The 11,601-nt window shown below is 32.6% G+C and carries 13 protein-coding genes; 8 read left to right on the forward strand and 5 right to left on the reverse strand.

The genetic code is table 11. The annotated features are described in order from the left end of the window. Positions 1 to 63: 63 nt before the first annotated feature. Together B4G36_RS06385 and B4G36_RS06390 are read right to left on the reverse strand one after the other, a co-directional pair. A complete protein-coding gene (locus tag B4G36_RS06385) occupies positions 64 to 462 on the reverse strand; it encodes a DUF4296 domain-containing protein (protein ID WP_219034038.1) in 399 nt (132 codons plus the stop codon). Further along, on the reverse strand, positions 459 to 1,181 hold the full coding sequence (locus tag B4G36_RS06390) for a polyprenol monophosphomannose synthase (protein ID WP_291062824.1): 723 nt from the start codon (positions 1,179 to 1,181) through the stop codon (positions 459 to 461). Before B4G36_RS06390 ends, B4G36_RS06385 begins: the two co-directional genes overlap by 4 nt. A 66-nt stretch (positions 1,182 to 1,247) precedes the next feature. Between B4G36_RS06390 and B4G36_RS06395 the strand changes: the two genes are divergently transcribed. Genes B4G36_RS06395 through recJ form a run of 3 tightly spaced genes read left to right on the forward strand, consistent with a single transcriptional unit; the run spans position 1,248 to position 4,428 of the window. After that, a complete protein-coding gene (locus B4G36_RS06395; protein ID WP_291062825.1) occupies positions 1,248 to 1,922 on the forward strand; it encodes a DUF4271 domain-containing protein in 675 nt (224 codons plus the stop codon). A gap of 7 nt (positions 1,923 to 1,929) precedes the next feature. Beyond that, entirely contained in the window at positions 1,930 to 2,679 is a 750-nt protein-coding gene (locus tag B4G36_RS06400) for a uroporphyrinogen-III synthase (protein WP_019974792.1), read from the forward strand. 48 nt (positions 2,680 to 2,727) lie between these two features. Beyond that, positions 2,728 to 4,428 (forward strand): single-stranded-DNA-specific exonuclease RecJ, encoded by a 1,701-nt coding sequence (gene recJ, locus B4G36_RS06405; protein ID WP_291062827.1) that lies wholly within the window; start codon positions 2,728 to 2,730, stop codon positions 4,426 to 4,428. Here the strand turns inward: recJ and rsmI are convergent. Continuing rightward, positions 4,425 to 5,099, reverse strand: a complete 675-nt coding sequence (rsmI, locus tag B4G36_RS06410) for a 16S rRNA (cytidine(1402)-2'-O)-methyltransferase (protein WP_221854392.1) — start codon at positions 5,097 to 5,099, stop codon at positions 4,425 to 4,427. The genes recJ and rsmI overlap by 4 nt on opposite strands. Positions 5,100 to 5,172: 73 nt before the next feature. Between rsmI and B4G36_RS06415 the strand changes: the two genes are divergently transcribed. Further along, the gene (locus B4G36_RS06415; protein WP_291062829.1) at positions 5,173 to 5,544 is read left to right on the forward strand and encodes a hypothetical protein; all 372 of its coding nucleotides are present in this window, start codon (positions 5,173 to 5,175) and stop codon (positions 5,542 to 5,544) included. A 13-nt stretch (positions 5,545 to 5,557) separates the two neighbouring features. Here B4G36_RS06415 and B4G36_RS06420 read toward each other — a convergent pair whose 3' ends face one another. Both B4G36_RS06420 and B4G36_RS06425 read right to left on the reverse strand, forming a co-directional pair. Beyond that, entirely contained in the window at positions 5,558 to 6,052 is a 495-nt protein-coding gene (locus B4G36_RS06420; RefSeq protein ID WP_221854390.1) for a DUF4252 domain-containing protein, read from the reverse strand. Positions 6,053 to 6,114: 62 nt separating this feature from the next. Continuing rightward, a complete protein-coding gene (locus B4G36_RS06425) occupies positions 6,115 to 7,866 on the reverse strand; it encodes a 1-deoxy-D-xylulose-5-phosphate synthase (protein ID WP_280037309.1) in 1,752 nt (583 codons plus the stop codon). A gap of 71 nt (positions 7,867 to 7,937) precedes the next feature. Here B4G36_RS06425 and B4G36_RS06430 point away from each other — a divergent pair, with 71 nt between their 5' ends. The 4 genes from B4G36_RS06430 to B4G36_RS06445 are packed head-to-tail and all read left to right on the forward strand — an operon-like array spanning position 7,938 to position 11,575. Continuing rightward, positions 7,938 to 8,516 (forward strand): DUF3109 family protein, encoded by a 579-nt coding sequence (locus B4G36_RS06430; protein ID WP_280037310.1) that lies wholly within the window; start codon positions 7,938 to 7,940, stop codon positions 8,514 to 8,516. Positions 8,517 to 8,527: 11 nt separating this feature from the next. Next, positions 8,528 to 10,189, forward strand: a complete 1,662-nt coding sequence (locus B4G36_RS06435; protein WP_114998180.1) for a DUF6909 family protein — start codon at positions 8,528 to 8,530, stop codon at positions 10,187 to 10,189. Positions 10,190 to 10,194: 5 nt separating this feature from the next. Beyond that, the gene (locus B4G36_RS06440; RefSeq protein ID WP_291052149.1) at positions 10,195 to 11,199 is read left to right on the forward strand and encodes a Gfo/Idh/MocA family protein; all 1,005 of its coding nucleotides are present in this window, start codon (positions 10,195 to 10,197) and stop codon (positions 11,197 to 11,199) included. Then, positions 11,180 to 11,575 carry an acyl-CoA thioesterase gene (locus tag B4G36_RS06445; protein ID WP_038336752.1) on the forward strand — a complete coding sequence of 132 codons (396 nt, stop codon included), beginning with the start codon at positions 11,180 to 11,182 and terminating at the stop codon, positions 11,573 to 11,575. The genes B4G36_RS06440 and B4G36_RS06445 overlap by 20 nt, the downstream gene beginning before the upstream one ends. Positions 11,576 to 11,601 lie beyond the last annotated feature (26 nt).

The following is an 11,601-nucleotide window of genomic DNA, read 5'->3' on the forward strand; positions in this document are numbered from 1 at the left end:
TATTTCAGGACGGGACAATTATAACAAACAAAAAACCTCAAGCGATTCACTTGAGGTTTTTTGTTATTTTTCTGCTTCTATAGTATTATTTAAGCTATTCTTTTGATTTTTTTGACGCTCTTTTTCTTCGTCAGATAATTTATCTTCAAGATTTTTTTTCACATCATTTAGCATTTCTTTGAATTTTTCAGGCTGCATCATATAATATTTGTAGCTCTCAGAAAATTGATGAAACGTGATATCATAACTTTTCATAATATCTACGGCATCTTTTGCTAAATCTATACTTTGATCTTGTTGTTGAGTAGGAAACATCTGCAAGCCTTGTTGACTAATATATAAATCAGTAAGAATATCAATCATTTCAGATTTACCGATGAGATCTTTTGGTTTGTCGTAATTTTTTGGTGCGCAACTAAAAATACTCAAAAAAATCAGTGATAAAAAGATCAAGTTTTTCATAATTTGCCAAATATTTTTCTTAATCGTAACGAAATTACACCAAAAACGGCTTCTCCAATTATATCAGAACTAATTTTTGATTCGCCTAAAGTTCTGTCTGTAAATATAATTGGAACTTCTTTTAGTGTAAATTTTTTAATCCAAGTTTTGTACTTCATTTCAATCTGAAATCCATACCCTTTGAATTGTATTTTATCCAAATCCAGAGACTTCAACACGTTTGCTCTATAACCAACAAACCCTGCTGTAGCATCATGAACAGGTAATCGCGTGATGATGCTCACATATTTCGACGCAAAATAAGACAATAAAACTCTGTTCATTGGCCAATTCACAACATTTACACCATTAGAATAGCGTGAGCCAATAGCTAAATCGGCACCATCTGCTAAAGCTTGGTATAAGCGAGGTAAATCATTTGGATTATGCGAAAAATCGGCATCCATTTCGAAAATATATTCGTAATTATTTGCTAAAGCCCACTTAAATCCATGTACATAAGCGCGTCCTAAACCATCTTTTGTGGTACGAATTTCTAAATGCAAACGTTCATTAAATTCAGGAATCAAGCGTTTTACAATATCATTCGTTCCGTCTGGAGAACTGTCGTCAACAATAAGCACATCAAATGCTCCGTCAACAGCCAAAGCTGCACGAATAATGGCTTCTATGTTTTCTTTTTCGTTATAGGTCGGGATAATAACTAATTTGTCCGACATAAATATTATTTTGTGGGCATAAAGATAGTTATAAGATTGTTAGTCTTTTGTATTTTTGAAAAAATTATGAAAACAAACGATTTAATCTCGATAGGAAAAAATACACTTGGCAATGATACTGTTCTTATTGCTTTGACGGTGTGTTTGTTATTGGTTTGTGCAGCAAAATACTTGTTTGCGAAAAATTTCAAAACGCTAGATAATAAAACCGAATACATGAGTTTTACAGATGATAATACGACGTTATTTAGTTTTATTGTCAATGGTGTGACGGTTTTACTGATAAGTTTGTTGTTGGTTTCTTATTTTGATATTACGTATAATCATATTCCAAATTTTAAGTTTTATTATCTTTCACGTGTCGGAATTACCTTTGGTTTAATCAGTTTGATTATGCTCTTTAGGTTGATGATTGAGGTAATTTTTTATCGTGTTTTCTACGAATCTAGTTCTGTTTCATATTTTATGAAAAGTTCGAGTTTTGTTAATGCAAAAAATGTTTTACTCTTACTTATTATTTGTTTTTTGTTTTTTTACACACAAATTAACAAAGATTACTTGATGATGATTGGCTTTATTTTGTTGTTTTTGAATAGAATATTCGAAATTTATCATATATACGCAAAACAAATAAGTGACAATAAATCAGTTTGGTATTATAATATTTTGTACCTTTGCACCCTAGAAATTTTACCTATAATGGTTTTAGCAAAACTATTAATTGTAGGTAAAGTAATCTAAAATTACTATGAAAGTTAAATCAATATTAGTATCTCAACCTAAGCCTCAGGCAGAAAACTCGCCATACTACGAGATTGAAAAAAGAAATAAAATCAAAATTGATTTTAGACCATTTATCCAAGTTGTCGGAATAGACGCTAAAGAAGTAAGACAACAAAAAATTGACTTTAGCAAAGTGACTGCTGTAATTTTTACAAGTAGAAACGCTATTGATCATTTTTTTCGTTTAGCAGAAGAAATGCGCTTTACTGTTCCAGATTCTATGAAATATTTCTGTGAGTCTGAAGCAATTGCATTCTATTTACAGAAATACATTGTTTACAGAAAACGTAAAATTTATATTGGAGAAAAAGTTTTTGCTGATATGGTGCCTTTATTTAAAAAGCACAAAGACGAAAACTTTTTATTACCAGCATCTGATGTTTTAAAACCAAATGTTCCTACTTTACTAGATAGTTTAGGATTAACTTGGCAAAAAGCAACTTTGTTTAGAACTGTTTCGAGTGATTTATCTGATTTGTCTGATGTAAAATACGATATTTTAGTATTTTTTACACCTTCAGGAATCAAATCATTATTCGAAAATTTCCCAGATTTCGTGCAAGAAAATACAAGAATTGCCGTTTTCGGGAAATCGACAGTAGATCAAGCAAAAGAGATGGGATTACGTGTAGACATTGAGGTGCCAACACCACAAACGCCTTCAATGACAATGGCGTTAGATAAATACGTGAAAGAAGCAAATAAATCAAAATAATATTCGCTTTACCCTTCTCTCTAATTAAAAAATATGTAAATTAAAGAGATGGAAAAAAGATGGGAAATAAAAGAACAGCCCAATACTGAAGTTGTTAAGGATTTAAGAGAATCGCTTAACATTTCTGAGGTGCTTGCTATTTTATTAGCCCAACGTGGAATTACGAATTTTGCGCAAGCCAAATCATATTTTAATCCATCCTTAGACGAATTGCATGATCCTTTTTTGATGAAAGGAATGTCTGATGCGGTTTCACGTATCAAAAATGCAATTGATGACGAAGAAAATATCTTAATATTTGGAGACTACGATGTAGATGGAACAACAGCCGTAACTTTGTTTTACGAATTTCTGACTTCTATCTACTCGAAAGTCTTTTTTTATATTCCTGACCGAAATAATGAAGGTTATGGAATCTCTCAGCAAAGTATAGAATTCGCTGTACAAAACAATATTTCACTTGTAATTGCTTTAGATTGTGGAATAAAAGCACACGAAGAAATAAAATATGCTCAATCAAAAGGCATCGATTATATTATTTGTGATCACCATTTGCCAGATCGTTCTGTGCCAAAAGCCTACGCGGTTTTAGATCCGAAACAAAAGGGTTGTCGTTATCCTTACAAAGATTTGAGCGGTTGTGGCGTTGGGTTTAAATTGGTGCAAGCTTATACAGAGAAATTCAATCTTCCGAAAGAAAATCTTTTACCATTTTTAGATTTAGTTGCAGTAAGTATTGCGGCTGATATAGTTCCGATTACAGGAGAAAATCGTGTGTTGGCCTATGCTGGCTTAAAACGATTAAATTCAGATCCTCGTTTGGCTTTTCAGCAATTAATTCCGACTAATATTAAAAATAATGTCAATATTTCGAATGTTGTTTTTTCTATTGCACCAAAAATTAATGCTGCAGGCCGTATCAAACATGGTTCGGAAGCGGTTCGTTTTATGTTGAGTACAGATGAAGAGGATTGCCGTAAATATTTGAATGATATAAATTCATTAAATAATGAACGCAAAACCTTGGATCTTGATATGACGCATGATGCACTTTTTCAATTGGATCAAATCAATACCAAAGAAAAATATTCGACCATTGTTTACGATGCTTCTTGGAATAAAGGAGTAATCGGAATTGTTGCTTCTCGTTTGGTCGATTTGTATTATAAACCAACCATTGTTTGCACGAAGAATAATGAAGGCGAAATTGTATGTTCGGCTCGCTCTATTCAAGAGTTTGATATACATTCGGCAATCGAAAAAAACAAAGATTTGTTAACACAGTTTGGTGGACATATGGCTGCTGCTGGTTTGGCAATGAAAGAAGAAAACTTTGAAGAATTCAAGATTAGATTTGATCAAACAGTGAAAGAAATGTCGAATGGAAAACATTTTACGCCATCAATTTTGATCGATAAAGAGATTTCTTTTAAGGATATGACACGTTCTTTCTTGGAATCGGTGATGCGAATGGCGCCTTTTGGACCAGATAATATGAATCCTGTTTTTATTTCGAAGGATTTATTAGCAACGGATTTCCGATTAGTTGGTAAAGAACACGCGCGTTTGTACGTACATCAGCGAGATACACGTATTACGTTTCCTGCAATTGGTTTCAAATTAGGGAAATTTGGACCAAAATTAGAGAAAGGACAATCGTTTGATATGGTTTACACAATCGGAATGAATTATTGGCAAGGAAAAGGAACTTGGCAATTGAATATCAAAGATATTCGCTTCAACGATTAATGATGTCCTTCTATAACCAAAACCATTTCACCTTTTAAATTTCTTTTTTCAGCTATTTCGGCTAATTCAGTTAATGTTCCGCGTAAAGTTTCTTCAAATTTTTTCGAGATTTCGCGTGATAAACTTGCTTTGCGTTCAGCTCCAAAAGCTTCGGCTAAATCTTTTAATGTGCGTCCAATTTTATGTGGAGATTCGTAGAAAATCATCGTTTTCTTTTCTTCTACTAATGAATCTAATTTCGATTTTCGACCTTTTTTCACAGGTAAAAATCCAACAAAAGTAAATTCATTATTTGGTAATCCAGAAACAACTAATGCAGGAACAAAAGCGGTTGCACCTGGTAAACATTCGATTACGATATTATTTGCCACACATTCTTTTGCTAATAAATAACCTGGATCAGAAATACCTGGAGTTCCGGCATCAGTAATAATCGAAATGATTTGACCATCTTTTAGCTGACGAATAATATCTTCAGTTGCTTGATGCTCATTGTGCATATGGTAGCTACGCATTGGAGTAGAAATTTCGAAATGTTTCAGTAAAATACCACTATTTCGCGTGTCTTCTGCCAAAATCACATCCGATTCTTTTAGCACATCAACCGCTCTAAATGTCATATCTCCCAAATTTCCGATTGGCGTCGGAACCAAATATAATTTTCCACTCATGCGACAAAGTTAAGAAGAATTGTTTTGAGATAAAATTTATCTATCTTTAATGTATAACTCTAATTTCATTATGATGAAAAATTACCGATTTCTTGGATTTATGATTCTACTTTTTATCTCAAATAGCTGTTTGATGGTGAAATTGCCTGAAGCTAAGACAGAAATAATAGTTGTAAAAGACTTTGGGAAATCTTGTTTAAATTATGATGATGAAGATTATTTAGCTGAAAAAACTCGAAAGTCAAAAAAGAATTTCACAACTTCTCTTTATACAAATAAAGGTTGTAAAGATTTATACATTTTAGATGATAGTAAATTAAATATTAAAAAGTTTTATAAGAATACAAAATTATTTACAGATCATCAAGCAATAGTTTACTTTAGAGAATATAATTTTAAAGGAAAAACGATCAAAGTTGTGTATAAAATAAAGCCAGCTAATTAGCTGGCTTCTTATATTATTTCAAAATATCTGCTAAATCTGCAATATCTTCAGCTGAAACTTTGTCCAAAATTTTATCTAAATCTGTTCTTGGAATATCTAATTTAGAATCGATAACCAATACATTTCGCAAACCGTTAATTCCAAAAATCATTTTCTTAACTCGTCCGCCATCTTCTTGTAATGAAATGTTCAAACGGTTATCTTTCGCTTTGAATTTGACTAAGTTCTCATATTTTTCACCACGCATAGATGATTGTAAATCGTTCATGATTCTTTTTTGCTTTCCTTGTCCAGCATCTGAAACAACAAAAACTTTAGCCGATTTTAAATAATTAAATAAATCTGTTCCACCAGCTTTTCCAGCTAATTTCAACGCAAAAGAAGGTAAAGGAATTACAGTAGATTGATTATCATATTTTTTGTAGAATTCTTGCATGTTGCTTGTTGTACCGCAAGATTGCAATGTTAACAATACTGCTATAAAAGATAAACCGATTATTTTTTTCATTGTTCTTGTGTTTATAAATTAGAAAAAGCTATTACAACTCTCGTACCGAAAATTATTAATTTTTAGGATTGTTGAATTTTTAGGTAGGAAAAAATCATTTCTAAAATCGATGAATCATCTAAACCAATCATTTGTTCTAATTCGGTAATCGAAGCGTGTTCGATAAATTCGTCTGGATAACCGTTGATTGTAATATTTCCTTTGTAATGTATTGAATTCAGAAACTCTAAAATTCCACTTCCGAAACCACCTTTTTTTATTCCATCTTCAAAAGTTAGAATGGTAGAATATTTTAATGAAATAGCTTTTAAGCGAGATTCATCCAAAGGCTTGATAAATGGAAAATCAATCAAAGCGACTTTATCTTGAAGATGATTTTGGATGATAATTTCTTCGATTCGAGAACTAATCAATCCAGTTGAAAGAATTGCTAATTGACTTCCTTCAAAAATAATTTCAGATTGACCGATTTCTATTTTTTTGACTTTAGAATTGCTTGTTTGGATATTATTTTTTGGATAACGAATAGCAAATGGTTGAGTTGTAAACTGCGCTGTGTACAATAGATTTTTGAAATCTTTTTCGTTTCGAGGCGAAGACACAATCATATTCGGAATTTCGCGCAAATACGCAATATCAAAATAACCATGATGTGTCGCGCCATCTGTACCAACGAATCCTGCACGATCAATACAAAATACAACAGGTAGATTCTGTAACGCTACATCGTGAATGACTTGATCGTATGCACGTTGTAAAAATGTCGAATAAATCACACAATACGGAATGGTATTTTTCGTCGCCAGACCAGCTGCAAACGTCACCGCATGTTGTTCTGCAATCCCGACATCAAAAACACGTTCAGGAAAATCTTGATGACATTTCACCAAATTACTTCCTGTTAACATTGCAGGCGTTATCGCAACGATTTGTGAGTTATTTTCAAGTAATTGATGCATGGTTTCACCAAAAACATCTTGATACGATTTTTCTTTTTTCTTTGATTTTATTTCGCCCGTTTCTTTATCAAACAAACCTGGAGCATGCCATTTTACTTGATCGATTTCGGCTTTTTCGTAACCTTTTCCTTTTATTGTTTTGATGTGTAAAACTTTCGGACCTTTTATAGAATCAGCTTTATTGAAAGCATTTAATAATTCATCAAAATTGTGTCCATCAATTGTTCCAATAAAATTTAAACCGAAATTGGTAAAGATATTTTCGGATTGATTTTCTAAAGATTTAAAATGTTTTTTCAATCCACCAACCGAAGGATCAATTCCGATATCATTATCATTCAAAATCACTAAAACATCCAAATCTGTTGATCCAAGATGATTTAATGCTTCTAAACTCATTCCAGAAGTAATCGATGCATCACCAATAATTGCAATGTGTTTTCTATTGATTTGATTGATTTTATCTGCTGTTGCCATCCCAACAATTGCTGAAATAGATGTAGAAGAATGTCCCGTTCCAAATGTATCAAACTCACTTTCTATACGCGTTGGAAAACCAGAAATACCATCTTTTTGACGAAGAGAATCGAAAATTTGTTGACGACCAGTCAAAATTTTATGTGGATAACATTGATGACCTACATCCCAAATCAACAAATCTTTAGGTGTATTGTAGTGATAATGTAAAGCAATCGTTAATTCAATCACACCCAAACTAGCACCTAAATGTCCTGGTTTTACACTCAAAGTATCCAAAATAAATTCGCGCATCTCGTGAGCTAAAGCAGTTAATTGAGACGCTTCAAAAGTCCTAAGTTCCTTAGGATGATTGATTTTTGAAAGTAGATTATCCATTATTCTTTTACAAAATTACATTTTTCTGAGGAAAATTCCGTACCTTTGCATGTTACAAAATTTAATGTAACATGTTCCAAATAGGAAAAACCCTTGTATCTGAAGAACTACTAAATGAAGATTTTGTTTGTAATCTGAACAAATGTAAAGGGATTTGTTGTGTAGAAGGTGACGCAGGAGCGCCTTTGAATGATGACGAACTAATTGTATTAGACGATATTTATGAAGATGTAAAACCTTATTTGCGTCCAGAAGGAATTGCGGTGATTGAGCAAGAAGGTAAGTACACAATGGATACTGACGGCGATTGGGTAACTCCATTAGTCAATAATCGTGAATGTGCCTATTTAGTTTTCGAAGAAAATGGTTTTTCAAAATGCGGTATTGAAAAAGCATACGAAGATGGAAAGGTCGATTACAAAAAACCAATTTCTTGTCATTTATATCCGGTTCGTGTTAAGGAATATTCAAATTTCACTTCTGTGAACTATGATGTATGGGATATCTGCTCAGATGCTTGTACCTTAGGAAAAGAATTGAAAGTGAATGTTGCAACATTTGCAAAAGATTCGTTGGTCCGAAAATTTGGACAAGAATGGTACGATGAATTAATGGCCATTCAACAAGAATTGAACAACCAAAAAAAGTAAAAAAAAATATTATGTCAATAACAAGAGCAAGAAGATCTACTGACGCTATTGAAAGATTATATATCTCTATGCGTCATTTATTTCATAGAGGAGTGTACCGTCCATCTGGTGCGCCTGGAAAAATATTAAGAAATTTATTATTCGAAATCAATCCTGAAATTTACGGATCAATGACAGATCCAAACAAAGTAGAATTAAGCGGATTAATGTACGTTTTAGATCGTTTACCAGAAGGAATCGTAGAAACACCTTATGTGTCTTTTACATCTGACGAAGGATATGATCGTTCTATTTTTACGCCAATTATTCCAGCAAAACGTCGTCGTTTTTGCTATAGAATTGATGATGACCAGATGAATATCGAAATTTCTCGCGGTCGTTCTGATATTTATGATGTGTTGACGCACTTAACGTTTTTATACAATGAGGCGGATAAAATCAGAAATAGAGCATTCAGTAACGAAACACTTTCTAAAAGTAGAGCGTGGGAATTTATCGAAAATGTTGTATTCAATGAAGTTGAAATTTCTCGTAAAGAACGCGAAGTTGCTTTGATGCATTTATCGACGATTTTAGGAAGAACGTTTGAAGAAACACAAGAAATTCATCATTATTTCAGTAAAGCAGACGACAAAGATTATTTTTTCCGTGTAGTTTATTGGATGGGATATACTAGCCAACAAGATCGTATCGGAACTAAGAAACGTGAAATTACATTTACGTCTACTTTACGTGAATCGATTGGTCATCACATGATTGGAGAAAAATGGGCGAATGAAATCAAACGTGTATTATTCGAAAATAATCTTCAAGATAAAAACATTCACATCATTTCTGCTAATATGCATAGTGTGTCTAATATGTTGTATGCCTATGATGGATTAAAAAGAAAATACAAAAATGATGGTGTAGAAATTTACGAAGATTTGAGTGCGGCAAACAACAAAATGTTGCGTGATTCGTTAAATGAATACACTCAACAAAATGGTTTAGTTTACATCAAAGATCAATCAGGAACAAATATCGATGTTCAAATTATTGATTTATCTAAAGTAAACATTGCCAATTCTGCGTTTTCTTATGCAAAAGATAAGAACAATGAGGTGATTATTGTGATGGATTATGCTTTTGGTGAGCAAGCATTTGAGGCGATGGATGAGTTGTTGAAACCATACAAAGTAGGAGATGTAAAATTCAAAATGAATGTAAAATCTGTTGCGATTATGGGTAAAGCTGGTATTCTTGAAGGAATAAAAGGTGATATAATGATTGCTACAGCGCATGTTTTCGAAGGAACAACAGATAATTATGTTTTTGATAACGAATTAACCGCTGCAGATTTCGAAGGACAAGGTTTAGGTGTTTACGAAGGACCAATGATTTCGGTTTTAGGAACATCATTACAAAATAAAGACGTTTTAGAGTATTTCAAGAATTCGTCTTTCCAAGCGATTGGATTAGAAATGGAAGGTGCGCATTACCAAAAAGCGATTCAGGTTGCGTCAAAAATTAGACATCACATCGATAAAGATGTTAAAGTAATGTATGCTTATTACGCTTCTGATAATCCGTTAGAAACAGGAAGTACATTGGCTTCTGGAGGTTTAGGATTAACAGGTGTAAAACCAACATATCTAATCACACAAAAGATATTAGAAAAAATTATTAAATAAATTCAATGAAGAATTTTTCCATTTTAGGCTACGGTCATATTGGACGTGTACATCAACAAGCGATAGAGGAAACGGAAAACGCACATTTAATTTCGGTGATTGATTTTAATTTACCAGAAGATTTACCTTTCAAAGGTTATTCAACACTTGAAAGTTTTTTGAACGAAGATCAAGAAACTGATGTTGTTGTGATTGCTACGCCAAATGGTTTGCACCGCGAACATGCGATTCGTTGTTTAAAAGCTGGGAAAAATGTTTTGATTGAAAAACCAATTGCATTAACTGTAGAAGATGCAAAGGAAATATTGAAAGTTGCGGAAGAGAAAAATCTTAGAGTTTTTACGTCGATGCAACTTCGTTTTTCTCCAGTTGTGCAATATGTAAAGAATTTGATTGACAATAATTCGTTAGGAAAAGTTTTCATGGTGAATATTAATTGCTATTGGAATCGTAACAAGAATTATTACAAGTTGCGCGAATGGCACGGAAACCAAGAAATGGACGGAGGTGTTTTGTTTACTCAATTTTCACATTTTGTTGATATCATGAATTTTTGGTTTGATGAGGTAATTTGTACAAATTCTAAAAGTTTCAATTTTACACATCAAGAAGTGACAGAATTTGATGATTCGGGTTGTGTTGATTTTACGGCTGATGGAGCAATCGGACATATGATTTATACAACGTCAGTTTTCAATAAAAATTTCGAAAGTAATATCACGCTTATTGCGGAGAAAGGAACAATTAAGATTGGAGATCAATATCTTAATCAAATGATTTATTCTGATTTAAAAAATGTGTGTTGTTCAAACAAAATTTCTACTGAACAAAAGAATTTTCATCCCAACGCCATTACCGAGATTTCTGATGCGTTAATTCGTCACAATGAATCTTTGTTAGATGGAAAATATGCTGTAAATTTAGTTAAGTTTATTTCGGATGCGAATCATTTGGCAACAGAAAATAAACAAGAACTTAAAACAGAGAACTATGAAATTTCACACTCGTAAATGGGTAAAACCCGAAGATCTTAATCCAAATAAAACACTTTTTGGAGGAAAACTTTTGGCTTGGATTGATGAAGAAGCGGCGTTATATAGCATTGTGCAATTAGAAAATTCACATGTTGTAACTAAATATATGTCGGAAATCAACTTTATGGCTTCGGCGCGTGAAGGTGATATTGTAGAAATAGGAATTGAGGTGGTGAAATTTGGAACAACTTCATTGGTTTTACAATGTGAAGTACGTAACAAAATGACGCATGAAACCATTATTACAGTCGATCGAATTACAATGGTAAATTTAGATGCAGAAGGAAAACCAAAACCGCACGGGAAAACACAAATAGAATATGTGGTGGATCGTTTAGCTGGAAAAGGTTAAAAAATTATAAAAATAAAAAAGTCGAA

The organism is Empedobacter sp. UBA3239, assembly GCF_002362875.1.
GTDB lineage: Bacteria > Bacteroidota > Bacteroidia > Flavobacteriales > Weeksellaceae > Empedobacter > Empedobacter falsenii_B.

What these genes read in the sequence shown, in the direction of transcription:
- rsmI (WP_221854392.1), bottom strand. Translation starts at nt 5,099, where the DNA reads ATGAGTGGAAAATTATATTTGGTTCCGACGCCAATCGGAAATTTGGGA.
- B4G36_RS06430 (WP_280037310.1), top strand. Translation starts at nt 7,938, where the DNA reads ATGTTCCAAATAGGAAAAACCCTTGTATCTGAAGAACTACTAAATGAA.
- recJ (WP_291062827.1), top strand. Translation starts at nt 2,728, where the DNA reads ATGGAAAAAAGATGGGAAATAAAAGAACAGCCCAATACTGAAGTTGTT.
- B4G36_RS06390 (WP_291062824.1), bottom strand. Translation starts at nt 1,181, where the DNA reads ATGTCGGACAAATTAGTTATTATCCCGACCTATAACGAAAAAGAAAAC.
- B4G36_RS06395 (WP_291062825.1), top strand. Translation starts at nt 1,248, where the DNA reads ATGAAAACAAACGATTTAATCTCGATAGGAAAAAATACACTTGGCAAT.
- B4G36_RS06440 (WP_291052149.1), top strand. Translation starts at nt 10,195, where the DNA reads ATGAAGAATTTTTCCATTTTAGGCTACGGTCATATTGGACGTGTACAT.
- B4G36_RS06445 (WP_038336752.1), top strand. Translation starts at nt 11,180, where the DNA reads ATGAAATTTCACACTCGTAAATGGGTAAAACCCGAAGATCTTAATCCA.
- B4G36_RS06400 (WP_019974792.1), top strand. Translation starts at nt 1,930, where the DNA reads ATGAAAGTTAAATCAATATTAGTATCTCAACCTAAGCCTCAGGCAGAA.
- B4G36_RS06420 (WP_221854390.1), bottom strand. Translation starts at nt 6,052, where the DNA reads ATGAAAAAAATAATCGGTTTATCTTTTATAGCAGTATTGTTAACATTG.
- B4G36_RS06385 (WP_219034038.1), bottom strand. Translation starts at nt 462, where the DNA reads ATGAAAAACTTGATCTTTTTATCACTGATTTTTTTGAGTATTTTTAGT.
- B4G36_RS06415 (WP_291062829.1), top strand. Translation starts at nt 5,173, where the DNA reads ATGAAAAATTACCGATTTCTTGGATTTATGATTCTACTTTTTATCTCA.
- B4G36_RS06425 (WP_280037309.1), bottom strand. Translation starts at nt 7,866, where the DNA reads ATGGATAATCTACTTTCAAAAATCAATCATCCTAAGGAACTTAGGACT.
- B4G36_RS06435 (WP_114998180.1), top strand. Translation starts at nt 8,528, where the DNA reads ATGTCAATAACAAGAGCAAGAAGATCTACTGACGCTATTGAAAGATTA.